We start from the raw sequence: 23,535 nt of genomic DNA on the forward strand, positions 1-23,535 counted from the left end.
CTGGCCTCGGGGCCATCAGCCCAGCGGTTTTTCGAAATAGACCCGGTCGAAGCCATCCTCGTGCCGCCGGCCGGTTTCGACATAGCCGAGGCGCGGGTAGATCGACAGATTCTCGACCATCTTCACATTGGTATAGAGCTGGACCGAGCCGAGCCCCCGCCTGCGCGCCTCGCTTTCGCACCGGGCGATCAGCGCCTTGCCGATGCCCTGGCCGGCGGCCTCGGGGTGGACCGCGACGTTCTCCAGAAACATGTGATCGCCGCGCGGGAAAGAGACGATGAACCCCTGCAATGTGCCCGTGGTCTCATCTTCGGCCACCTCGATGTCCCCGGCGGCAATCTGGGCGGCGAAATCGGCCAGCATTGGCGCCGGTTTGCGCCCGATCGCCGCGACATAGCGTTGATAGGCCGCCATGGCACAGGCGCGGATCGCCTCCTCGTCCGCTGCGGTCGCGGGTCTGATCATGTCCTTCCTCCCTGAGGTCGCTGGAAAAATCTGCACGGATTCTGTGCCGGGGCAAGTTCCGAGACGCGGCTCACGGCACTGTGAGCGATCTCATCTTGCATTACATGCTGGATTCATGTTTAGCGAGCTAAGAACTTAGTATGCTAATGATCTGAGGCGCTGATGTCTGTCGATTCCGAGGTTCTCGATGCCCTGCTGCGGGTGATGCGCGAGTTGCGCCGGCATTATGATTCCAGCGCGCGCGAGGTCGGGTTGACCATGTCGCGGGCACGGGTGCTGTCGACCCTGGTGCGGATGGATGGGGCGACGCAGGCAGAGCTTGCCACCGAGCTGGAGATCGAGGCGCCGACGTTGAAGCGTCAGGTCGATGCGCTTTGCGCCGCGGGGCTGATCGAACGGCGGGCGATCGACGGGGATGCCCGCAAACGGGCCTTGTTCCTGACCCCCGCCGCCCGCCAGATTCGCGTCGTCCACTTCATTCAGGCTGCACGGGCCGGTCTGCTGACCGGGATCAGCGACGAGGATCAGGCGGTGACCTTGTCGGTGTTGCAGCGGATCGAGCAGAATGCCGCCAATCTGCTGGGGCGGGACGAATGAGCGCCGCCGCCCAGCCCGCTGCTGCCCAGCCCGCCGCCGCCCAGCCCGAGGCGGCGGCGGCGCTGCCGATCCGCCAGGCGCTGCCCTATGTCGGGGCAGGGGCGCTGGTGGCCTTGTCCCAGGGGTTGGGGCAGGGCTTCGTTTCGAACAATATTCCGCAGATCGCCGGCGATCTGGGGATCACCACCACCCAGGCGAGCTGGCTGATGGTGGCCTATATCGTGCCGCGTTCGGCCTTGCCGTTGATGCTGATCAAGATCCGCGCCCAGTTTGGCCTGCGCCGCTTCGCCGAGGTCAGCATCGTCATCTATGCGCTGATCGCCTTCGCGGCGCTTTGGATCAATGATTGGCGCTCGGCCATCGTGGTTCAGGCCCTGTCGGGTGCCGCTTCGGCGCCGCTGTCTACCTTGGCATTCCTCTATGTGCTCGAGCCGATGTCGGCGCGTTTCAAGATGGTGCTGGGGCTGCCGCTGGTGATGGCGTTTCTGATGGCCGGGCCGCTGCTGGCGCGGGTGGTTTCTCCGGTGCTGATCGGGGATGGCGGGCTTATACGGGTGCACCTGACCATTCTGGGGCTGGGAATGGTGTCGCTGGCCGCCATTTTCCGTCTGCCGCTGCGGCCGGTGCCGCATGCCAAGGTGATTCAGGCGATGGACGTTGTCAGCTTCGGGCTGATCCTGCTCGGCTTCGCCGGGCTGGCGACCGCCTTCGTGATCGGGCCGATCCGCTGGTGGACCGATGCCGCCTGGCTGGGCTGGGTGCTGGCCGGAGCCACTGCGGCCCTGGCGCTGGCGATGATGATCGAACTGCGCCGCGCGGCGCCGATGCTGGACGTGCGCTGGCTGGCCTCGCCGGCGATTTTGCACCTGATGGCAACCCTGTTCCTGTTCCGGGTTATCCTGTCCGAGCAGAGCTCGGGCGCGCCGAAGATGCTGCAGACCCTGGGAATGGGGCCCGCGCAGATGACCGATCTGTTCGTGGTGATCGTGATCGCCACCTTCGTCGGGGCGCTGGCCTGCCTGGCCTGGATGCGCCCGGGGCGCGAGGCCTATCTGCATCTGGTGGCCCTGGCGCTGATCGCGGCGGGGGCCTTCATGGATGCCCATGCCACCTATGACACGCGGCCCGAGCAGATGCTGATCAGCCAGGCGCTGATCGGCGTAGCGGGCATGTTGTTCATGCCGCCGGCGATGATGGCGGGCTTGCTCTCGGCGCTGGCGAAGGGGCCGAATTACATCCTGTCCTTCGTGATCGTCTTCGTTTCGACCCAGAGCCTGGGCGGGGTGATCGGGTCGGGCCTGTTCTCGACCGTGGTGAACCTGCGTCAGGCTTTTCATATCCAGCAACTCGCCGCCGAGCTGACGGCGACCAGCCCCGCCGTCTCCGCCGAGATCGCCAGCCGCATGGTGTCGCTTGCGCCCTATGCCCCCGATCTGGCGCAACGCAAGCTGCAGGCGATGTCGCAGATCGCCGCCGAAGCCTCGCGTCAATCCTATGTGCTGGCCTATAACGATGCCTATTTCCTGACCTTCCTGATCGCCGTCGTCGCGGCGGGGCTGCTGCTGTTGCATCTGTTTCGCGACGCGCTGGTTGCCCGCGCTCTGCGCCTCTCCTCTCCCTCTGACACCAAGAACCAGACCCAATCATGACCAAAGCTCACACTCTTCCCACCGCCATCGCCGGGATTATCGGACTTGCCGGGGTGCTCCTGTTGCTGTTCGCCTGGCATTTGCCGCCCTTCGCCTCGGCCATGCCGACCACCGAGAACGCCTATGTCCGCGGCAAGGTCACCACCTTGGCGCCACAGCTTGCCGGCTATCTGGTCGAGGTCGACGCGGTCGACTTCCAGGAGGTGAAGAAGGGCGACGTGATCGCCCGGATCGACGACCGCATCTATCGCCAGAAGCTGGCCCAGGCCGAGGCCAATCTGGAGACCGCGAAGACTGCGCTCGAGGTGGCCGAGCAGAGCGTGCGGTCGGCCGAGGCGTCTGAGCGGTCGGGCGAGGCTTCGCTCGATGCGGCGCGGTCGACCCTCGACAATGCGCAGACGAGCTGGGATCGCGCCCAGGCGCTGATGGCGCGGGGGATCAAGTCGCAATCCAGTCTGGATCAGTCCGAGCTGACCCTGCAGCAGGCCAAGGCCGCCGTGCGTCAGGCCGAGGCGCAACTGCAGGTGCAGAAGGAGAGCATCAACAGCGCACGGGTGCAGATCCTGGCGAAGAAGGCGGCGATCGACAGCGCTGAAGCGACGGTGGCGCTGGCCCGGATCGACCTTGAGAACACGGTGATCCATGCGCCCTCGGACGGCCGCCTGGGGCAGGTCTCGGCCCGGGTGGGGCAATATGTCACCGCCGGCACCGCGCTGGTGTCGCATGTCGGGCGCGATTACTGGGTGATCGCCAACTTCAAGGAAACCGGCATTCAGGGCATGCAGATCGGTCAGTCGGCCGAGTTCAGCGTCGATGCGCTGGGCGGCCAGGTGTTTCACGGCCATGTCGACTCCTTCTCGCCGGCCACGGCCTCGGAATTCAGCTTGCTGTCGGGCACCAATGCCACCGGGAACTTCACCAAGATCGCACAGCGGCTGCCGGTTCGAATCTCGATCGACGCGGATCAGGCACCGGCGGCGCTGCTGGCGCCGGGCATGTCGGTGGTGGTGGAAGTCGATACAGCGAAGCCTTGAAAAGTGAACTGACTTGTTTAGTTTTGCACAGGGAGCCGTGCGCCAGCGCAAGGTCGTTCGCTGGAAATTCGCCTGTGTTTCGCGTAGCTTGCCCCCTGTAAGATCGAGATGAGGACAAGAGATGTTGCGCAAAGTCGCCGCTGTGATCGCCGCCATGTCATCCATGGCCACATGGGTTCAGGCCGGCACGCTGGAGGAGGCTCCGGTCGGCGTCGTCGCCGTGGCGGAGCAGCAACCGGCCCAGATGCGGCGCCATGGCTTGGGAGCCGGCGTTTTCTGGGGCAATGATTTCCTCGGCGATCACGATGATCGCTGGCGCACCGGCTCGATCGGCGGGTCTTATGTGCGTGGCTATGACTGGACCGGCACGGCGCCGGCCGCGCTTGGCGATCTGATCGAATACCGCTTTCTGACCCAGGTGATCGCCCCCGACGATCTGGTGACGCCGAACGCTTCGGACCGGCCCTATGCCGGGGCGATCTCGCTCGGGGTGCATAGCCATATGAACCGTGGCGGGCTTGAGGTGGCGCTGGGGGGCGATCTCGTGTTCATCGGGCCGCAGACCGGTGTCGACAACTTTCACAAGACATTGCACGACCTCTTTGGGTCGGTCGAGCCGAGCGCGGCGATGCTGGCCAATCAGATCGGCAATACTGTCCGCCCCACCGCGGTGGCGGAGGTCGCGCGCAGCTATGATCTGAGCGAGCGAACCACCTTGCGTCCTTTCGTCGAGGCGCGCGCCGGGGATGAGACCCTGTTGCGCGTCGGGGCTGATCTGATGATCGGCCCGGCCGGGCGGGGCGAGCTGCTGGTCCGTGACCCGGTCAGCGGGCATCGGTATCGCGTCATCTCTGCCGGGCAGCGGGGCTTCAGCTTCACTTTCGGCGGTGATATCGCCTATGTCGCCGACAGCGTCTATTTGCCGTCCTCGCGCGGCTATGCGCTCAGCAACCACCGCGATCGGCTCCGCGCCGGGGTGCACTGGCAGGGTCAGCGGGCCGGCGTCTTTCTCGGCGTCGCCTATCTGGGGGAAGAGTTCGAGGCGCAGCCCGAAGGCCAGACCGTCGGGCTGCTGCAGGTCAAGCTGACGTTTTAAGATCACAGTCTAACTGCCCGGGATCCAGAAACTCTTTCTTCGGTCGAGTTCATTTGTTAACCTCCTCGCAACAATAAAATTGAGGCAGGCACAGAGCAGATGAGAACGGGCTTTCGTGGCACGTTCGTTATCTCTTGGTCGCAGACAGAGATCGACGGTCTGGAGGACGCGCCGCTCGGTGCGCTCGAGATCGGGGCGGCATGGTCCTGGCGCGGGGATACCCTGCGTGTCGATGGCCCAAACGGGCTGCTGCGGCTGGAAGGCGCGGACGGAGAGGTAGAGATACGCAGACGTGCGGCGCGCAGCGTGCGCCGTCTGGTCGGTGCCGCGGTGCAGAATGTCACCGATCTCGACGCCGTTGCCGTCGATGATCCGCTGATGGACCGTTATTTCGTCGTCACCGATGGCGCCCGCAGCTATACCGTCACCCTGATCGAAGCCGGCGGAAGCCGTCGGCCGCTGCTGATGTTCATTGACGATCTGCCGCCACGGCATACCGATCTCTGGGTGGTGCGCCATTCGCTCGCCGCCTCGGCCGACCGGTCACAGGGGCAGGGGCAGGGCGGGGTGATCTGCTTTACCCCCGGCACCCGACTGGCGACACCGGAGGGCTATCGCCCGATCGAGGAGCTGCGCGAAGGCGATCTGGTGCAGACCCGCGACAATGGGGCGCAGCCGGTGATCTGGACCGGCAGCCGGCGGTTGAGCGGGGCGCGGTTGCATGTGATGCCGCATCTGCGCCCGATCCGCCTGCGTCCCGGCGCGCTCGGCATCGAACGCCCGGATCAGGAGCTGCTGGTCTCGCCCGAACACCGCATGCTGGTGCACGGCCGCGCCGCCCGGGCGCTGTTCAACACCGACGAAGTTCTGGTCGCCGCCCGCGATCTGATCAATGACACCACGGTGATTCAGGATCACGCCCTGCGTGAGGTCACCTATGTGCATCTGTTGCTGCCGCAGCATGAGATTCTCATCGCCAACGGGGTGGAAACCGAAAGCTTCCATCCCGCCAATGCCGATCTCGGCTCGCTGGAGGCAGGGGATCGCGACCGGCTGCTGCGGCACCTGCCCGGTCTTGATCGCGATCCGGGGCTCTATGGCCCCGCCGCCCGGCCCAACCTCACCCGGTCCGAGGCGGCAATCCTGATGCATGAGGCGGCTTAGGTCCGTTGGTCAGCTATGCGGACCTTCCTGACATTCGCCGATAGGCGGCAGCCGTATATCGGCCCGCAATGCTTCGATCACCAGCGGGGCAGGTTGCGTTCGGCAAACTGCCGGAAGGATATCGGCTCCCGCCCGGTCAGCTGCAGGATTTCCGGGGTGGTCCGGTCCTCGCCCCCGTCGCGAATGACCTCGTCGAGATGCGCCAGCGCCTCGGCATAGTCGCGCGGCAGGCCCTGGGCCATGTGGCGCCGCACCAGATCCGCACTCTCCAGGCTGACATGGCGGACCGGACGCAACAGCAGGCCCGAGATCACCCCTGCGACATCACCGTAGCTCAGCGCTTCCGGGCCGGTGAGAATGGCATCCCTGTTGAGCGAGGTTTCGACCGTCAGCGCCGCGACAGCCGCCGCGGCGATGTCATCGGCGCTGATGAACCCGACGCGGCCGGTGCCGGTTGCGCTGAAGATCGCGTCTTCTTCGCGGATGGTCCGGGCATGCGGGCCGTGCGAGAAATTCTCCATGAACCAGGACGGCCGCAGGACGGCCCATTCGGGCACGGTCGCGGCGAGCCAGGCATGAACCTCGCCCATCATCGGGCCGCCTGACGCGAATTGCGACGAGCTGAGCAGCACGAAACGCCTGGTGCCACGCGCCATTGCGCGCTCGAGGATCGGCTGCATCACCGCCAGATGGTCGGTGCGGTCGGTGGGCGCCACGAGATAGGCGGCAGTGCAGCCGTCGAACGCGGCGGCGGAGGCCGGGTCGGCCCAGTCGAACGGGACATCGCTTGCCGCTTTCGGGCGCCGGGTTCCGATCGCCACCGGAATGCCCCTCTCTTCGAGGCGCCGGGCGACGCGGCTGCCGGTGGTGCCGGTGCCGCCCGTGACAAGAATACGCTCAGCCATGGGCCGCGTCCTCACCGGCCAGCGCCGCAACCCCGCCCTCCTCCCCGAGCGCCGCGCGCAGGATCAGCGGGTTCCAGTAGTCCCGGTACCGGGCAATGCGCCCATCCCTGAGGGTGACCACTGAAATGTAGCTCTGGTTGTAGGCCTTGCCGGTTGCCGCGCCACGCCCGTCGCAGGTGAATTCGAAGATGACCGTGTCACCAGATGGGTAGGAGGAGCTGAGCTCGAAGCCGTCGAATTCGAGCAGCGGGCCGAGCCGTTTCAGATGTGCGGCCAAGCTGTCGCGCCCGTCGAGGCGACGGGGCATCCCCGGCGGGGCATAGGGAAATTCGAAGATCACATCCTCGGCAAAGAGATCAAGGAAATCGTCGGTGGAGGTCAGGCGGGGGCCGAGGGCTCCCCTCAGGACGCCGCCGAAAGTGTCAAACTTGCCAGCCATGAGAAGCTCCGATAATGGTTGGAACGGTATCGTATCGACCATACGGGGGAATCTGGATGGAACGCAAGCGTTCCGACGCAAAAAGGAAACGCGCCCCGTCGGGCGCGGCGGTGCCCCGGGTCGATCTGACCGAGGCGCTCTATCGCGCGCTGTTTCTCGAATGGGCGGAGAAGGGGTTCGCGGCCGTCAGCCTCGAGCGGGTCGCCAGCCGGGCGGGTGCGGGGAAGGCGGCGATCTATCGGCGCTGGTCTTCGCGCGGGGAATTCGCCGCTGAGGCGCTCGAGGCGCTTGGCCTGCAAATGGCCATCATCGAGGATCAGGGATCGCTCGAGGCCGACGTGGAGGCTTTTCTCTTCCGGCTCCGCGCGGCGCTGCGGCATCCGCTGGTTCGGCGCATCCTGCCGGATATCCACGCGGAGGCGGTCCGGTCCTCGGAGATGCGCCAGTTGAATGCGCGCGTGGCAGGGCAGCGGCGCGGTCAGGGCCAGGCGCTCCTGTCGCGCGCCATATCGCGTGGCGAACTGCCCTCGACACTGGACCTGCAGCTCGCGCTCGACCTGCTCCCGGCACCGCTCTATTGGCGCATGATCGTCATCGGCATGACGCCCTCACGCGCGGAGGTGAGCAAACTGGCCGCGGCGATCACCGCGGGTCTGCGGGCAATGGGATGAACGTCAGCATCGCCTGACGTTCCCCTTGCGGCCTCCCACGCCACGCCGTGGGACACTCTGGTCCTCAGGGGGTCCGCAACGGTTACTAGGTCTTCCGCTTTAGCTGTGAATTCTGCACTGCGAAGGAATGTCTTGGATGGATTCTAGGTCGCCCTTCGCGCACACCCTGTTGACTCCCCGCCGAAGGCCTCTATAAGCGCCATCTCATTGGTGTTGGTGGCCCCCGCAAGGGGATGCCTGTCATGGGGGAGACCCCAAGAGGACAACGCCCTTCATAGCGGTCCCCTCGGTCCGCGACCATAACGAAGGAGATCAGACGGTGACCAAACGCACCTCTGCCAAGTACAAAATTGACCGCCGCATGGGCGAAAACATCTGGGGCCGTCCGAAGTCCCCGGTGAACCGTCGTGAATATGGCCCCGGCCAGCACGGCCAGCGCCGCAAGGGCAAACTGTCCGACTTCGGCATCCAGCTGCGCGCCAAGCAAAAGCTGAAGGGCTACTACGGCGATCTGACCGAAAAGCAGTTCCGCCGCATCTATGCCGAAGCCGAGCGGGTCAAGGGCGATACCGGTGAAAACCTGATCGGTCTGCTGGAGCGCCGCCTCGACGCCGTCGTCTATCGCGCCAAGTTCGTGCCGACCGTCTTCGCTGCCCGTCAGTTCGTCAACCACGGCCACGTGCTGGTGAACGGCAAGGCCGTGAACATCCCCTCCTACCGCGTGAAAGAGGGTGACGTGATCGAGGTCCGCGAGAAATCCAAGCAGATGGCCGTGCTGCTCGAAGCCGTGCAACTGCCGGAACGCGACGTGCCGGATTACCTCGAAGTCGACCACCACAAGATGGTTGCCACCTTCGTGCGCACCCCGGGCCTGGGCGACGTGCCGTACCCGGTGCAGATGGAACCGCATCTGGTCATCGAATTCTACGCGCAGAACTAAGTCTCTGCGCCACCCCGACTTTCCGAAACCCGCCGCGTTCCGCGCGGCGGGTTTTTCATGTCCGCCGCCGGCTGCGCCCTTTTTCTAGCTGCAAATATCCCGGGGAGTTTGAGGGGCTGGCCCCTCAATCCCGGCGGGTGCCGCCGGGCCGGCTCCGGTGATATCCCGGCTTCCCCTTGCGTCGCGCTGCGGCTATGACGGGCCCCAGTTAATGGAGTCCTGAAATGACCAAAATCACCCCTCAACCCGGCATCATGGAAATCGCGCTCTATCAAAGCGGCGCGGCGCATGTCGAGGGCGTGGCGAATGTGGTCAAGCTGTCGTCGAACGAGAACCCCTTCGGCCCCAGCCCCCGCGCCATCGCCGCCGTGCGTGACAGCGCCGCGGGGCTCCATCGCTATCCCTCGACCGATCACGGCGTTCTGCGCAAGGCCATCGGCGCGCTCAATGGCCTCGATCCAGACCGGATCATCTGCGGTGCCGGCTCGGACGAGATCATTTCCTTTCTCTGCCAGGCCTATGCCGGCCCGGGGGATGAGGTGCTTTATACCGAACACGGGTTTTCCATGTACCGGATTTCGGCGCTCGCCGTCGGGGCCACCCCGGTGGTGGTGCCGGAGCAGGACCGCGTGATCAGCGTCGACAATATCCTTGCCGCCGCCAATCCGAAAACCAAGCTGGTCTTCATCGCCAACCCGGCCAACCCCACCGGCACGATGATCGGGGCGGCCGAGGTGGCGCGGCTGGCCGAGGGCCTGCCGGAAGAGACGCTGCTGGTGCTGGATGGCGCCTATGCCGAATTCGTCGAAGGTTTCGATGCGGGCGCCGGGCTGGTTTCGGCCCGCGACAATGTCTTCATGACCCGGACCTTCTCCAAGATCTACGGGCTTGGTGGGCTGCGCGTCGGCTGGGGCTATGGCCCGCAAGAGATCGTGGACGTGCTGAACAGGGTGCGCGGCCCCTTCAACCTGTCGAACAGCGCGCTGGCGGCGGCGGTGGCGGCGCTCGATGATCAGGACTATGTCGACTATTGCCGGTCCGAGAACGCCAAGTGGCGCGGCTGGCTGGCCGAGGCGCTGGCCGAATGCGGCGTCGCCTCCGACACCTCCTGCGCCAACTTCATCCTGGCCCGCTTCACCGATCAGGCCGAGGCCGAGGCCTGCGATCAATATCTGCAGGGCCAGGGACTGATCGTGCGCCGGGTGGCCGGCTACGGGCTGCCCAATGCGCTCAGGATCACCATCGGGGACGAGGCCGCCTGCCGCCGGGTTGCCGGTGCCATCAAGGCCTTCAAGGAGGGCAGGGCATGAGCCTGCCCGCCACCAAACCGGTCTATGACCGGGTCGCGCTGATCGGCCTCGGTCTGATCGCCTCGTCGATGTTCTGGGCGATCCAGCGCGCCGGGCTGGCGGGCGAGGTGACGGGCTATGCCCGTTCCGAGACCACCCGCGACACCGCCCGCCGCATCGGTCTGTGTGACCGGATCTGCGACAGCGCCGCCGAGGCGGTCGAGGGCGCCGATCTGGTGGTGCTCTGCGTGCCCGTCGGTGCCATGGGGCAGGTCGCGGCCGAGATCGCGCCGGCGCTGAAACCCGGTGCCACGCTTTCGGATGTGGGCTCGGTCAAGCGTCACGTGATCGAGACGGTCTCTCCGCATGTGCCGGAGGGGGTGCATTTCGTGCCGTCCCACCCGCTGGCGGGGACCGAGCATTCCGGCCCGGAAAGCGGCTTTGCCGAGCTGTTCCAGAACCGCTGGTGCCTGCTGGTGCCGGTCGAGGATACCGAGCCCTCGGCGGTGATGCGGCTGCGTCGCTTCTGGGAGGGGATGGGCGCCAATGTCGACGAGATGGAGGCCGATCATCACGATCTGGTGCTTGCCGTCACCAGCCATACGCCGCATCTGATCGCCTATACGATGGTGGGCGTCGCCGACGATCTGCGGCGGGTGACCGATTCCGAGGTGATCAAATACTCTGCCGCCGGGTTTCGGGACTTCACCCGGATCGCGGCCTCGGACCCGACGATGTGGCGCGACATCTTCCTGACCAACAAGACGGCGACGCTGGAGATTCTCGGCCGGTTCACCGAGGAGCTCTTTGCGCTGCAACGGGCGATCCGGACCGGTGACGGCCAGCATCTGTTCGATTACTTCACGCGCACCCGCGCGATCCGGCGCGGCATCATCGAGGCGGGGCAGGATACCTCTGCGCCGGACTTCGGTCGCGGGGCCAAGGGCAAGGCATGATCCCTGCGCGCGGGGGCGTCGTCGCGGGGCTGCTGATCCTGGCATCGTCGGCGCTGGCCGGTGCGCCGGTGGAAAGCCTGCGCCCGCAAATGCGTGCCGTCGCCGCGGCCGAAGTGCCGCACGCGGCGGACGCCGAGGTGGTGGGGCTGCCCATCGGACCCGCGCCCGGCCCCGATGGGGGCTCTGCCGTGTCTCAGATCACCTCTGTCGCGACCCGGCAGGCGGCGCTGTCGCAATCTGGTCCCGTAACCTCTCTGCGTCCGCGGTCGCGGCCTGCGGGGTCTGCCGGCAAGGCGGTGCTGCGCCAGGTCGAACGGCAGCGCGGCGCCATCTGTGGCGATCCCGACATCCAGGGCGAGCAGGTCGGTCGGGTGCCGGGCAAGATCAAGGGCTGCGGCATCGACGAGGCGGTGCGGGTGCGCTCGGTCGCCGGGGTCAAGCTGAGCCAGCCGGCGCTGATCACCTGCGACGCCGCCCGGGCGCTTAAGACCTGGGTGGTGAATGGCGCCAAACCCGCCTTCCGCCAGCGTGGCCCGCTGGTCGAACTGAAGGTCGCCGCTGATTACGTCTGCCGCCCGCGCAACAATCAGCGGGGCGCCAAGATCTCGGAACACGGGCGTGGCCGGGCGATCGACATCTCGGGCTTCACCATGCAGGACGGCGAGGTCGTCACCGTGCTGCAGGGCTGGGGGCGGGGCTCGACGCTGCGCCCTCTCGGCCTGGCGCTCAAGGCCGCCTGCGGCCCGTTCGGGACCGTTCTGGGGCCGAAGTCGGACGGCTATCACGAGGATCACTTCCACATGGATGTGGCCCGCTATCGCAACGGCCCCTATTGCCGCTGATCTAGCGCAGGCGCAAATCCGGCGCCGGCCCCAGTGGCAGCGGCCCCAGCAGCATCATGCCTTCGGCAAAGCGTAATTCGGTGTCGAGCGTGTCGCTGTCGTCGCCGCTCCCCGCGAGCAGCGCCAGCACCCGGGCGAGCGGTTCGGCCTGCTGCGGCGACAGCGCGCCGGCGGCGACGCTCATGTCCAGCATCTGGCGCCAGTTCTCTGCCCGCAGTGCGATGGTGCCGCTCGGGCGACCCTGGGGGTCGATATCGAGCGCCCCGCGCGCCGAGAGCGTCAACTCGCCCCATCGGATATCGGCCTGATCGAGCAGCAGAGCGCGAGGCTGTGGTCGCCGCTCCTCAAGCGCGCGACGGTCCCAGGGGCGGTCGAAGCGGACGGTGGCCTGCAGGTCGAGGGCATCGAACCCCGGCGGCAGCGCCGCCCCGGCCGCCGCCGCCAGCCGCAGGGCGCCGCCGGGGGTGAAATCCGGGGCCGAGAAGGAGAGAGAATAGTTCTCTGGCGCGCCTTGCTGGACCATCGACAGGGTCAGCCCGTCGGCTCCCATCACCGTGCCATCGGCTGTCCTGAGCCGCCAGTCGCCGGCGCCCAGCTCCAGCCGGTCGAGCGACAGCGCGCGCCCCGGCCTTAGGTCAAGCCGCGCCTGCATCCCCGTCGCCCGCAGGACCGAGGTGCGGTCGAACACCGACAGCCGTTGATCGCTGTCGGGAAAGACCAGGGTCTGACGGCCGGGCCAGATCGCCGGGCTGTCCAGCCGCAGCCAGTCGGCGCGCCAGGCGGCGCCGGTGCCCGGGTCGGCCAGGGCCGGTGCGGCGATCTGGATCACATGCCGCAGCGGATAGCCCGCGCTGTCGAGCCCGGCCTGTTCCGCCTGCCAGCCGCGCGCCCGCTGCGCCGCGAACCACTGGTCGATGCCACGTTTCAGCCCATAGTCGGCGGCGATCCAGATGCCGGACCAGACCAGCCCCAGCAGCAACGCGATTTTGATCAGACGCCGCATCTGCGGTCCCCTTTTGTCGGTTCTGGTTTTGGTGTTTACAGGCAGCGATCGCACCAAGCAAAGGCGCAAGGAACCCGTCGCATGACCATGTGGGTATTCGGATATGGATCGCTGCTGTGGAACCCCGGCTTCGAGGTGGCGCAAAGCGCCGTTGCCCGGCTGCCCGGCTATCACCGGTCGTTCTGCATGCGCTCGATCCACCATCGCGGCACGCTGGAGGATCCCGGACTGGTGCTGGCGCTCGACCGGAACGAGGGGGCGGCCTGTTCCGGGCTCGCCCTGGCGGTGGCGGCGGGACGGGAGGCGGAGACGCTGGCCTATCTGCGCGAACGCGAGCTGATCTCCTCCGCCTATCTGGAAAAGAAGCTGCCGGTGGCGCTGGCCGACGGCGGCGAGGTGACCGCGCTGACCTATGTGGTCGATCCCGGCCACGGGCAATATTGTGGCGGTCTGGCGCTTGAGGAACAGGCGCGGATCATCGCCCATGCGGTGGGCGGGCGCGGACCCAATGCCGAATATCTGTTCAATACCGCCGCTCATCTGGCCCAGATCGGGCTGAGCGATCCGGATCTGGACTGGCTGGCGGCGCGGGTGCGGGCTTTGCTGGCATAAACCCTTGGCCTTGTCGGGGCTTAACTGTAATCTCCCGACCAGAGCAGAGATCACAGGACGCCCCAATATGGCGCAGAGACAGCGCGACCCCCGGCCGCAATTCTCACAACCAATCCGCCAGATCGTCATGATGTTGATCGCGGTGGGTCTGGCGGGCTTCGGTGCCTTCGTGGCGCTGCCGCGGGTGATGTCGGTGTTCTTCTCGAACATCTACCTGAACGGCTCGATCACGGTGGTCTTCCTGATCGGCGTCCTGGCCTGTTTCTGGCAGGTGACCCAGTTGATCAGCTCGGTCCGCTGGATCGAACGGTTCGTCGCCGGCGAGGCGGGCGAGATGCGGCCGCCGCAGCTTCTGGCGCCGCTGGCGTCGCTGCTGCGCACGCGGGGGGCGCGGATGCAGATCAGTTCCAGCTCGTCGCGGTCGATGCTGGATTCGGTGGCCGAACGCATCGACGAAGAACGCGAGATCACCCGCTATATTGCCAACCTGCTGATCTTTCTCGGCCTTCTGGGCACCTTCTACGGGCTTGCCACCACGGTGCCGGCGGTGGTCGACACCATCCGCAGCCTCGCGCCGCAAAAGGGGGACGAGGGGCTGACGATCTTCAGCCGGCTGATGACCGGGCTGGAGAGCCAACTGGGGGGCATGGGCACCGCATTCTCCTCCTCGCTCCTCGGCTTGGCGGGGTCGCTGCTGGTCGGGCTGCTCGAGCTGTTCGCGAGCCACGGGCAGAACCGCTTCTATCGTGAGCTTGAGGAATGGCTGTCCTCGATCACCCGGCTCGGCTTCTCCTCCGGCGAGGAGGGGGAGAGCGAGGCGAGCCTGCTCGAAGGCGTGATGGAACACATGTCCGAGCAGATGGAGGCGCTGAGCCAGATGTTCGCCCAGACCGACCAGAGCCGGGCGATGGTGGACCGCAAGCTTTCCGATCTGGCCGACAGCCTGGACCGCATGACCGACCGGATGGAGCAGAACGATACCATCACCGCCGCGCTCGAGCGGGTGGCGGTGGGGCAGGACACGCTGATCGAGCTGATCCGCGATCAGGGCACCGGCGACGGAATGGACGCCGAAAGCCGGATGCGCCTGCGGTCGATCGACGTGCAGATGCTGCGCATTCTCGAGGAAATCTCGGCCGGCCGGCAGGAAAGCATGGCCGAGCTGCGCAAGGATATCGACATCCTGATCAAGGCACTTGCCCCGCGTCCCGGCCGGGGCGGGCGGGGGCGGTCCGACCCGGCGGAGGGCTAGGGCATGGCCCTCTCCCGTCGCGGCAGCCAGCATTCGAACAGCCCGATCTGGCCCGGCTTCGTCGATGCGATGACCGGGCTTCTGATGGTGCTGATGTTCGTCCTGACCATCTTCATGGTGGTGCAATTCGTCCTGCGCGAGACCATCACCGGACAGGAAAGCGAGCTGGACAAGCTATCGGCCGAGGTCGCCACGCTGGCGCAATCGCTGGGGCTGCAGGAAAGGACCAACGCCCAGCTCAAGGCGCGGATGGGGGCGCTGACCTCGACCTTGAACGATACCCAGTCGAACCTGGATCAGGCCCAGGCCGCTTTGGCCGCGCTGACCGCGGAGCGGGATCAGAAGGTGGCGGCGCTCGATGCCGCGCAGGGCCGCATCGCCAGTTTCGAGGAACAGGTCGCGGGGCTTCTGGCCGACAAGACCAGGGTCGAGGGGCAGGTCGCCGCATTGGAGGGCGAGAAGGCCAAGCTGATCTCGGAGCAGGAGGCGCTGAACCTGGCGCTGGCCAAGCACCGCGAGGAGATCGACGCCCAGGCCGAGGCCGCCCGGCTTGACGCCGCCAAGCGAGAGGCGCTCGAGGCGCTGGTCGCCGATCTGCGCAAGAAGGATGCCGAGGGGGCGACCCAGATGGGCGCGCTGCAAAGCCAGCTCAGCGAGGCGGAGAAGGCGCGGCTGGCCGAAACCGCCGCTGCTGAGGCGCTGCGCGACAAGTTGAAGAATTCCGACGCCGAGCTGACCGCGATGACGCTGGAGCTGGAGCGTCAGCGCAAGGCGGCGGAGGACACGCTGACGCTGCTGGCCGCGGCGGATGCGGCGAAGAAGGAACTTGACCAGAAGTTGGCCGCGGCGCTTGCCGATCTCGATGCCAGCAAGGGGGCGAGCACCGATCCGGAGGAGCTGCGCCGCCAGTTGACGGCGGCGCTGGCCGCCAAGGCGGCGGCGGAAGTCCAGGCCTCGGACCAGCTCAGCGAGGCGGAGCAGCGCCAGATCTTGCTTGCCAAGGCCAGGGAGCAATTGGCCAAGGAACAGGAGATCTCGGCCGAGGCGCAGCGGCAGACGGCGCTGTTGAACCAGCAGGTGGCGGCGCTGCGTGGCCAGCTTGGCAGCCTGCAGGCGCTGCTGGACGATTACAAGGAACGCGACAGCTCTCAACAGGTGCGGCTGGACAGCCTTGGCAAGGATCTGAACGCCGCGCTCGCCCGTGCCGCCAGCGAGGAACGCAAGCGCCGGGTGCTGGAGGAGGCGGAGCGCAAGCGGCTTGAGGTCGAGGCGGCCAAGCTGAAGGAACAGACCAAGGATCTGGAACGCTACCGGTCGGAATTCTTCGGGCGGCTGCGCGATGTGCTGGGCACCCAGGAAGGGGTGCACATCCAGGGCGACCGCTTCGTCTTCTCCTCAGAGGTGCTGTTTCCCACCGGCGAGGCCGAGCTGTCGGATGCCGGCAAGGCGGAGCTGTCGAAGATCGCCCGGATCCTGCGCGGCATCGCCGCCGAGATCCCGCCCGAGATCGACTGGGTGATCCGGGTCGACGGCCATACCGACAACGTGCCGCTGCGTCCCGGTGCCATCTTCAAGGACAACTGGGAGTTGAGCCAGGCGCGCGCCCTGTCGGTGGTCCGCTATCTGGTCGATCAGGAGGGCATCCCGCCGGGCCGGCTGTCGGCCAACGGTTTCGGGGAATATCAGCCGATCAACCCGGCCAACACCCCCGAAGCCCGCGCCCAGAACCGGCGGATCGAGCTGAAGCTGACCGAGAAATAGGCCGGGGCGGCAGGGGTTTGAGCCGGATGGCTGCGGGTGCATCGTTTGGCGGGCGCTGGGGCATTGAGCCCAAAGTCGCCCGTCTGTTTTCCTGCTATAGGCCAGACATCGCGATTGCGCAGGCAATTTCCAGCGGATCGCGAGGGGCCGCAACCAGGGCCTCAAGATCGGTCTCCTGTGTTTCCAGAAACCCTGCCGTCGCGCTGGACGCAATCGACATCAACATAGGGGGTTGGAAGGGAAGGAGCGGCAGGCCCTCCAATCCTGCGCGCTCGGTCGCGAAATCTGTGGGCAGATAGGGGGCACCTATCCGTGACGCGATCTCGGCTGCCGAAAAAGCATGTGTTCCGGTCAGGTCGTAACAACGCCCTGTATGCCTTTCGGGAGCCGCCAGAACGGACAGCGCGGCCTGTGCCAGATCGGCCCGAGCGACCGCGGAAATCCGGCCATGTCCGAATGGCACGGCGATCCGTCCGTCGCGGGGTGCAACCAGCGCTCCGATCAGCTCAGCGTAAAGGCCATTCCGCAGAATGGTCCAGCGCAGTCCGCTGGCTTGGATCTCACGCTCTGTCCAACGGTGCGCGAGGGCGAAACCCAGATGGTCGCCGGAGTGGGAAAGGCTGGTGTAGATCACATGCTTGACGCCTTGCGCGCGCGCTGCATCCAGAACGGCGCCATGGCGGCGCATCACGACATCATCCTCTGCATAGCCGGCAGAGGTCAGAAAAAGTGTCTCGATTCCGGTGAAATCAAGTGTTTCCGGCCTGTCGAAATCCATGCGGCGATCTGCATCGGGCGACCGGCTGGCGGTCATTGCAGTGAGGCCGAGCCGCTTCGCTCCGGTTGCAATCTGGCTTGCGAGCTGGCCGGAGGCTCCTGTGATCAGAATCATGCGACTTCCTTTCTTGTCTGGATTTTCGATAAGATAGGGCGATCGCTGTTCTGCCATAAGAAGGCACAATCTTGTCTGATACGCACAATAATGTCCGGGATGTCGCCGCCTTGTCTCCCTGTGGGGCGCCCGAACATGAGGATTGCGGCCTGCGGCTGAGCCTCGACCGATTGGGAGAAAAATGGACGGTCATGACGTTGGCAGAGCTCTCGAACGGTCCCCGGCGCTACCGCGAGCTTGAACGGGGGCTGGTGGGGATTTCGCAGCGGATGATGACCCTGACGCTGCGTCGCCTAGAACGTGACGGGTACGTTCTGCGTCACGTGGAGGCAACGGTGCCGCCGGCAGTGACCTATGAACTCTCGGCCCTTGGTCACTCTTTTGCTGCGCAGGTGGTAACTCTGGTGGCCTGGAGCCAGAAAAATAAGGCTGCAATCGAGAAGGCCCAGGGCGAATACGACCGTCGCCCATGACGTTGGCCCATGCGGGGCATGATGTGCTGGTGATCGCCCACGTCGTCCCGCATGGCTGCCAGTCAGCCTGTGTCGGGTTTACCTGATCGCCATCTGCACCCGCTCGCGGTCGATCTCCTGGCCGCCGCGCAGCAGGCGCACGATACCGACATAGTCGCCCTTCGGCCAGCCGCCCGGCGGTTGCCGCTTGCCGGCGGCGGTGAACAGTTGCGCCTGGGTTTTCTTCAGCCCCTCGCTATGGGTGATCACCTGGCCGTTGGGGCCGTTGATGGTAATCTCGATCACATCGCCCTGCCGGCCGCCGAAGGCATAGCCATAGAGCACCAGCGCCGGCGCCTGGGTGTCGAGCGCGTCTTCGGCGGCGGTTCCGGCCTTGACCGCCTCATAGCTTGGCACGCGGGTGGCGAAACCGGCGGCGATCAGCCCGCCGGGCTGATAGGGCGGCGTCTTCTGCCATAGATCATGGGCCGGGGCTGCCCCGCAGATGCCACCGTCGGGGGCGAAGGGGTCGACCACCGCACCATCGTGGCGGACCGAGAGATGCACATGCGGGAATTGGGTATAGCCGCTGAGGCCCACCTGCCCGAGGACATCGCCCTTTGCCACCTCCTGCCCCTCGCGCACCGCGATGGAGCCGGATTTCATATGGCAATATTGGGTTTCCCAGCCGTCGCCATGGTCGATCACCACGCCATTGCCGCATTCCCGCCCGGTGGACTGGTCGCGGTTGGCCTCGGTCATCAACTGGTCGGCCATGCCGTCGCGCAGCGCCTTGACCCGTCCGGGGGCGGCGGCCAGCACCGACACGCCGGCGCGCATCGCGGCCAGCGAGGTCACCGCGAAATCGGTCCCCTTGTGCCCCTCGTAGCTGAGCGGGCCACAGCGGAAATCCTGCGCCCCTGGGCCTGGATCGGCATCGACAAATTGCTGGATATAGCAGCTTTCGCCCAGCGTGCAGTCGAGCGGCAGCCCCAGAACGATATCGCCCGCCGTGGCGGGCGCCGCGACGCAAGCGAACAGGGCGGCAACAGCCGCCCTGCCAAGTCGGTATCGCCGTGTCATCCCGCAGTCAGCAGCGGCGGTTTGCTTCCCGTCAGGCGCTTGTGCCCGGGCCCTTCGATATCGAGGACGATCTTGTCGTCCTTGACCCCGACACGAACCATCCCGCCCTTGGCGAGCTTGCCGAACAGCAGCTCTTCCGCCAGCGGCTTTTTGATGTGCTCCTGGATCACCCGGCCCAGGGGACGCGCGCCCATCTTGTCGTCATAGCCCCTGTCGGCCAGCCATTCGGCCGCCGGCTGGGTCAGCTCGATCGCCACGCCGCGATCCAGCAGCTGGGCCTCAAGCTGCAGCACGAACTTCTCGACCACCTGCAGGATCACCGTTTTCGGCAGCGGCGCGAAGGAGATCACCGCATCCAGACGGTTGCGGAACTCCGGCGTGAAGGTCCGCTCGATGGCGGCGGTATCCTCGCCTTCGCGACGGTCGCGGCCGAAGCCGATGGCTGCCTTCTGCATGTCCGAGGCGCCGGCGTTCGAGGTCATGATCAGGATCACGTTGCGGAAATCCACCGTCCGGCCGTTGTGGTCGGTCAGCTTGCCGTGATCCATCACCTGCAGCAGGATGTTGTAGACATCCGGGTGCGCCTTCTCGATCTCATCGAGCAGCAGCACGCAATGCGGGTGCTGGTCGACCCCATCGGTCAGCATGCCTCCCTGGTCGAAGCCGACATAGCCCGGAGGCGCGCCGATCAGGCGGGAGACCGCGTGTTTCTCCATGTACTCCGACATGTCGAAGCGCAGCAGTTCCACCCCGAGGGTTTCGGCCAATTGCTTGGCGACCTCGGTCTTGCCGACGCCGGTGGGGCCGGCGAAGAGATAGTTGCCGATCGGTTTCTCCGGTTCGCGCAGCCCGGCGCGGGCCAGCTTGATGGCCGAACTCAGCGCCTCGATGGCCGCGTCCTGGCCGAAGACCACCCGTTTCAGCGTCTTCTCCAGATCCTTCAACACCTCGGCATCGTCCTTGCTGACGCTCTTCGGCGGGATGCGGGCGATCTTGGCAACGACGGCCTCGATCTCCTTGACGCCGATGGTCTTGCGCCGCTTGCTCTCGGCGACCAGATGCTGCGCCGCGCCGGCCTCGTCGATCACGTCGATCGCCTTATCGGGCAGCTTGCGGTCATGGATGTACCGCGCCGCCAACTCCACCGCCGACCGGATCGCGTCCGAGGTGTACTTGACCCCGTGGTGATCCTCGAAATAGGGCTTCAACCCCTTGAGGATCTTCACAGAATCCTCGACCGAAGGCTCGTTCACGTCGATCTTCTGGAACCGGCGGCTCAGCGCGCGATCCTTTTCGAAATGCTGGCGGAACTCCTTGTAGGTGGTGGAGCCCATGGTGCGCAGCTTGCCGCCCTGAAGCGCGGGCTTCAGCAGGTTGGAGGCATCCATCGCACCGCCCGAGGTGGCGCCGGCGCCGATCACCGTGTGGATTTCGTCGATGAAGAGCACCGCGTCGGGATGTTCCTCGAGCTCGGTCACCACGGCTTTCAGCCGCTCCTCGAAATCGCCGCGATAGCGGGTGCCGGCCAGCAGCGCCCCCATGTCGAGCGAATAGATGGTGGCATGGGCCAGCACCTCGGGCACCTCGCCGCGGACGATCTTGCGGGCCAGGCCTTCGGCGATGGCGGTCTTGCCGACACCCGGATCGCCGACCAGCAGCGGGTTGTTCTTGCGCCGGCGGCACAGCACCTGGATGCAGCGCTCGACCTCCTGATCGCGGCCGATCAGCGGGTCGATATCGCCGCCGCGCGACTTGGCGTTCAGATCGACGCAATATTTCCCCAGCGCGCTTTCCTTGTTCTCGGCCGGTTCGGCGGCGGCGCTGTGGTGATGCGTCTCCTCCTCGTCCGAGGCGCCCTGAACCGGGCGCGCCTCGCCATAGGCGGGGTTCTTGGCGACGCCATGGGCGATGAAGTTCACCGCGTCATAGCGCGTCATGTCCTGGTTCTGCAGGAAATAGGCGGCGTTGGACTCCCGCTCGGCGAAGATGGCCACCAGAACGTTGGCACCGGTCACCTCGGTGCGTCCGGAGGATTGCACATGGATCGCGGCGCGCTGGATCACGCGCTGGAAGGCGGCCGTCGGCACAGCTTCGGAGCCGTCGATATCCGTCACCAGATTCGACAGATCCTCATCGATGAATTCGACAAGCGTGTTGCGCAGTTCGCCCAGATCGACGCTGCAGGCTTTCATCACGCGGGCGGCGTCGGGTTCGTCCAGCAATGCCAGCAGCAGATGCTCCAGCGTGGCGAATTCGTGACGACGCTCGTTGGCGAGAGCCAGGGCAGCGTGAATGGCCTGTTCAAGAGTGCTCGAGAATGAAGGCACGTGGGTGCTCCTCTTGATCTGGGTCGGTTTGGGGAGGGGGTGTTGGCCCAGTCCCCGTGCCAACCGTGTCGTTATACCTATAGAGTTTGGTTTATCGCGGCCCAGCTTCAAGGGTTTTCTTGTGCCGACCGATCACAAATCCCGAAACCGATGCCCTTCGGTTCACTTTTGACGCCGGGGAAAGTGCCAGACCCTCAACAGTCGCAGAGATGGGGTGCGATCGTTGCGAGGTCAACAGCGGGCAGGGGAGCCTGCCGATCACGATGGCGCGCCACGGGGCAGGGGGCGTGTGGGCAGGCTTGCACGCGGAGGGCGGCAGGGTCGTGCACATGGCGGCAGGACCCTGCGGCGGGCTCAGAACTTGTCCTTGCGGGCGCGGATTTCGCCGAAGACCTCGGCGTCGGTGGCGCTTGCCAGCCCGAGATGCCGGCGGATCGCCGGATCGGCCGCGCGCAGAAACGGGTTGGTCGCCAGTTCCAGCGCCAGGGTCGAGGGCACGGTGGGCTGTCCGGCGGCGCGGGCGGTGGCGATGTCCGCGATGCGGGTCTGCAGGGCGGGGTTGTCGGGGTCGATGGTTTCGGCGAAGCGGCCGTTCGACTGGGTATATTCGTGGCCGGAATAGACCACGGTTTCCGGCGGCAGCGCGGCGAGCTTGCAGAGCGAGGCCCACATCATCGGCATGGTGCCTTCGAACACCCGCCCGCAGCCGAGCGCCATCAGGCTGTCGGCGGTAAAGACGGCGTGGCTGGCAGGGAAATAATAGGCGATATGGCCGACGGTATGGCCGGAGACGTCGATCACGGTGCCCTCTTCGCTGCCGATGGCGACGGTGTCGCCCTCGCTGACCTGAACGTCGAGCGGCGGCAGCCGGTGCGCATCGGCGGCGGCACCGGTCACCCGCGCCGCCGGCCAGGCCTTGAGGATCTCGGCCAGCCCCTCGACATGGTCCCAATGGTGGTGGGTCAGCAGCACCTGGGTCAGTCGCCAGCCCTTCGCCGCCAGCGCCTCGAGCACCGGGGCGGCCTCAGGGGCGTCGATCAGCGCGGTCTCTTCGCTGGTGGCATCATGGGCGAGAAAGGCGTAGTTGTCCGACAGGCAGGGGATTGTGAGGATTTCCAGCGGCATGGCCATTCTCCCTTTCAATGGAAAGTGGGCTTGTTAAACTAGGCCGAGCTTGGCCGATACCATGGACGCCCGCAATGCATCTGGACGTGCAGGATCTTCGAAATTTCTATTATCGCAGCACCCTTGGCCGGGCGGCGCAGGCCTCGGTGCGCACGGCGATGCTCGAGCTCTGGCCCGAGGCCAAGGGGCAGACCGTGGCGGGCTTCGGGTTCGCGGTGCCCTTGCTCCGGCCCTATCTCGACGATGCGCGGCGTGTTGTCGCACTGATGCCGGGGCCGCAGGGGGTGATGCCCTGGCCGGCCGGGCTGCCCAATGTCTCGGTCCTGTGCGAAGAGGTTCTGTGGCCGCTGGAGACCGGCCATGTCGACAAGCTGATCGTGATGCATGGGCTGGAGGCGACGGATCAGCCGACATTGCTGCTGGAGGAATGTTTCCGGGTGCTGGGGCCGGGGGGCAAGGCGCTGTTCGTGGTGCCGAACCGGGCCGGGCTCTGGTCGCGCAGCGATCGCACGCCCTTCGGCTATGGCCGGCCCTATACGGTGGGGCAACTCGAGGCGCAGCTTCGCCAGCATCTGTTCCTGCCGGAACGGGTGCGGGCGGCGCTTTACCAGCCACCGTCGTCCAAGCGGTTCTGGCTGCGGGCCGGACCGTTGATCGAAACGGTGGGGACGCGGTTGCCGACGGTGCTGGCGGGGGGCGTTTTCATCATCGAGGTTTCCAAGCGCGTGCAGCCGCCGCGCGGCAGTTCGGTCAAGGATCTCGCCCGCCGCCCGATCGGGGCGCTCGACGGGCTGACCAAGCCGGTTTTCCCTGTTTCCGGAAGGAATTGAGGCGGCAGGAATCGCTCCCCCGCGACGTTTTTTTGTGCTCTTATTTCGAGCAATCCGCCGCACATTGGCTAACCCGGTGAAAACAGGCGGATAATGTCGATCACGGATTTCGTGATAGGTTGTTGCGGGGTGGGGGCTGCTCTGCTACATC

At 66.1% G+C, this 23,535-nt stretch carries 23 protein-coding genes; 15 read left to right on the forward strand and 8 right to left on the reverse strand.

From position 1 onward, the window contains the following. Positions 1-15: 15 nt before the first annotated feature. Positions 16-465, reverse strand: a complete 450-nt coding sequence (locus tag ACN0V4_RS02445; protein ID WP_417672922.1) for a GNAT family N-acetyltransferase — start codon at positions 463-465, stop codon at positions 16-18. Positions 466-627: 162 nt separating this feature from the next. Between ACN0V4_RS02445 and ACN0V4_RS02450 the strand changes: the two genes are divergently transcribed. From ACN0V4_RS02450 to ACN0V4_RS02470, 5 genes are all read left to right on the forward strand, one after another. Then, entirely contained in the window at positions 628-1,062 is a 435-nt protein-coding gene (locus ACN0V4_RS02450; protein ID WP_417672923.1) for a MarR family winged helix-turn-helix transcriptional regulator, read from the forward strand. After that, complete coding sequence (locus ACN0V4_RS02455) at positions 1,059-2,711, forward strand: MFS transporter (protein WP_417672924.1); 1,653 nt, start codon at positions 1,059-1,061, stop codon at positions 2,709-2,711. Before ACN0V4_RS02450 ends, ACN0V4_RS02455 begins: the two co-directional genes overlap by 4 nt. Further along, a complete protein-coding gene (locus ACN0V4_RS02460; protein ID WP_417672925.1) occupies positions 2,708-3,745 on the forward strand; it encodes an HlyD family secretion protein in 1,038 nt (345 codons plus the stop codon). The genes ACN0V4_RS02455 and ACN0V4_RS02460 overlap by 4 nt, the downstream gene beginning before the upstream one ends. 121 nt (positions 3,746-3,866) lie before the next feature. Next, a complete protein-coding gene (locus ACN0V4_RS02465; protein WP_417672926.1) occupies positions 3,867-4,841 on the forward strand; it encodes a lipid A-modifier LpxR family protein in 975 nt (324 codons plus the stop codon). Between the two features lie 99 nt (positions 4,842-4,940). Beyond that, a complete protein-coding gene (locus ACN0V4_RS02470) occupies positions 4,941-6,005 on the forward strand; it encodes a Hint domain-containing protein (protein ID WP_417672927.1) in 1,065 nt (354 codons plus the stop codon). A gap of 77 nt (positions 6,006-6,082) precedes the next feature. On the opposite strand, the gene ACN0V4_RS02475 is transcribed toward ACN0V4_RS02470, so the two are convergent. After that, positions 6,083-6,910, reverse strand: a complete 828-nt coding sequence (locus ACN0V4_RS02475) for an NAD(P)H-binding protein (RefSeq protein WP_417672928.1) — start codon at positions 6,908-6,910, stop codon at positions 6,083-6,085. Beyond that, positions 6,903-7,349: a nuclear transport factor 2 family protein gene (locus ACN0V4_RS02480; protein ID WP_417672929.1), complete on the reverse strand. Its 447-nt coding sequence runs from the start codon at positions 7,347-7,349 to the stop codon at positions 6,903-6,905. The genes ACN0V4_RS02475 and ACN0V4_RS02480 overlap by 8 nt, the downstream gene beginning before the upstream one ends. Positions 7,350-7,405: 56 nt before the next feature. Between ACN0V4_RS02480 and ACN0V4_RS02485 the strand changes: the two genes are divergently transcribed. From ACN0V4_RS02485 to ACN0V4_RS02505, 5 genes are all read left to right on the forward strand, one after another. Further along, positions 7,406-8,020 carry a TetR/AcrR family transcriptional regulator gene (locus tag ACN0V4_RS02485; RefSeq protein WP_417672930.1) on the forward strand — a complete coding sequence of 205 codons (615 nt, stop codon included), beginning with the start codon at positions 7,406-7,408 and terminating at the stop codon, positions 8,018-8,020. A 319-nt stretch (positions 8,021-8,339) separates the two neighbouring features. After that, the gene (rpsD, locus tag ACN0V4_RS02490) at positions 8,340-8,960 is read left to right on the forward strand and encodes a 30S ribosomal protein S4 (protein WP_417672931.1); all 621 of its coding nucleotides are present in this window, start codon (positions 8,340-8,342) and stop codon (positions 8,958-8,960) included. A gap of 224 nt (positions 8,961-9,184) precedes the next feature. Then, positions 9,185-10,270, forward strand: coding sequence for a histidinol-phosphate transaminase (hisC, locus tag ACN0V4_RS02495; protein WP_417672932.1), 1,086 nt, complete (start codon positions 9,185-9,187; stop codon positions 10,268-10,270). Further along, entirely contained in the window at positions 10,267-11,205 is a 939-nt protein-coding gene (locus ACN0V4_RS02500) for a prephenate/arogenate dehydrogenase family protein (RefSeq protein WP_417672933.1), read from the forward strand. Before hisC ends, ACN0V4_RS02500 begins: the two co-directional genes overlap by 4 nt. Further along, positions 11,202-12,047: an extensin family protein gene (locus ACN0V4_RS02505; RefSeq protein ID WP_417672934.1), complete on the forward strand. Its 846-nt coding sequence runs from the start codon at positions 11,202-11,204 to the stop codon at positions 12,045-12,047. The genes ACN0V4_RS02500 and ACN0V4_RS02505 overlap by 4 nt, the downstream gene beginning before the upstream one ends. Position 12,048: 1 nt before the next feature. On the opposite strand, the gene ACN0V4_RS02510 is transcribed toward ACN0V4_RS02505, so the two are convergent. After that, positions 12,049-13,050: a DUF2125 domain-containing protein gene (locus tag ACN0V4_RS02510; RefSeq protein WP_417672935.1), complete on the reverse strand. Its 1,002-nt coding sequence runs from the start codon at positions 13,048-13,050 to the stop codon at positions 12,049-12,051. An 81-nt stretch (positions 13,051-13,131) separates the two neighbouring features. Between ACN0V4_RS02510 and ACN0V4_RS02515 the strand changes: the two genes are divergently transcribed. The 3 genes from ACN0V4_RS02515 to ACN0V4_RS02525 all read left to right on the forward strand — a co-directional run bounded on the left by ACN0V4_RS02515 (position 13,132) and on the right by ACN0V4_RS02525 (position 16,675). Then, positions 13,132-13,662: a gamma-glutamylcyclotransferase gene (locus ACN0V4_RS02515; protein WP_417672936.1), complete on the forward strand. Its 531-nt coding sequence runs from the start codon at positions 13,132-13,134 to the stop codon at positions 13,660-13,662. A gap of 67 nt (positions 13,663-13,729) precedes the next feature. Beyond that, positions 13,730-14,914: a biopolymer transporter ExbB gene (locus ACN0V4_RS02520; protein WP_417672937.1), complete on the forward strand. Its 1,185-nt coding sequence runs from the start codon at positions 13,730-13,732 to the stop codon at positions 14,912-14,914. 3 nt (positions 14,915-14,917) lie between these two features. Continuing rightward, a complete protein-coding gene (locus ACN0V4_RS02525) occupies positions 14,918-16,675 on the forward strand; it encodes a peptidoglycan -binding protein (RefSeq protein ID WP_417672938.1) in 1,758 nt (585 codons plus the stop codon). Between the two features lie 94 nt (positions 16,676-16,769). Here ACN0V4_RS02525 and ACN0V4_RS02530 read toward each other — a convergent pair whose 3' ends face one another. Next, entirely contained in the window at positions 16,770-17,567 is a 798-nt protein-coding gene (locus tag ACN0V4_RS02530; protein WP_417672939.1) for an NAD(P)H-binding protein, read from the reverse strand. Between the two features lie 71 nt (positions 17,568-17,638). Here ACN0V4_RS02530 and ACN0V4_RS02535 point away from each other — a divergent pair, with 71 nt between their 5' ends. After that, positions 17,639-18,040 carry a winged helix-turn-helix transcriptional regulator gene (locus ACN0V4_RS02535; protein WP_417672940.1) on the forward strand — a complete coding sequence of 134 codons (402 nt, stop codon included), beginning with the start codon at positions 17,639-17,641 and terminating at the stop codon, positions 18,038-18,040. Between the two features lie 78 nt (positions 18,041-18,118). Here ACN0V4_RS02535 and ACN0V4_RS02540 read toward each other — a convergent pair whose 3' ends face one another. The 3 genes from ACN0V4_RS02540 to gloB all read right to left on the reverse strand — a co-directional run bounded on the left by ACN0V4_RS02540 (position 18,119) and on the right by gloB (position 22,554). After that, a complete protein-coding gene (locus ACN0V4_RS02540; RefSeq protein ID WP_417672941.1) occupies positions 18,119-19,102 on the reverse strand; it encodes a M23 family metallopeptidase in 984 nt (327 codons plus the stop codon). Further along, positions 19,099-21,429 (reverse strand): ATP-dependent Clp protease ATP-binding subunit ClpA, encoded by a 2,331-nt coding sequence (clpA, locus tag ACN0V4_RS02545; RefSeq protein WP_417672942.1) that lies wholly within the window; start codon positions 21,427-21,429, stop codon positions 19,099-19,101. Before clpA ends, ACN0V4_RS02540 begins: the two co-directional genes overlap by 4 nt. Before the next feature lie 354 nt (positions 21,430-21,783). Beyond that, positions 21,784-22,554: a hydroxyacylglutathione hydrolase gene (gene gloB, locus ACN0V4_RS02550; protein ID WP_417672943.1), complete on the reverse strand. Its 771-nt coding sequence runs from the start codon at positions 22,552-22,554 to the stop codon at positions 21,784-21,786. A 74-nt stretch (positions 22,555-22,628) separates the two neighbouring features. Here gloB and ACN0V4_RS02555 point away from each other — a divergent pair, with 74 nt between their 5' ends. Next, positions 22,629-23,384, forward strand: a complete 756-nt coding sequence (locus tag ACN0V4_RS02555; RefSeq protein WP_417672944.1) for a class I SAM-dependent methyltransferase — start codon at positions 22,629-22,631, stop codon at positions 23,382-23,384. Positions 23,385-23,535 lie beyond the last annotated feature (151 nt).

Source organism: Pseudodonghicola sp., from assembly GCF_048268305.1.
In the GTDB taxonomy this organism is placed as follows: Bacteria; Pseudomonadota; Alphaproteobacteria; order Rhodobacterales; family Rhodobacteraceae; genus Pseudodonghicola.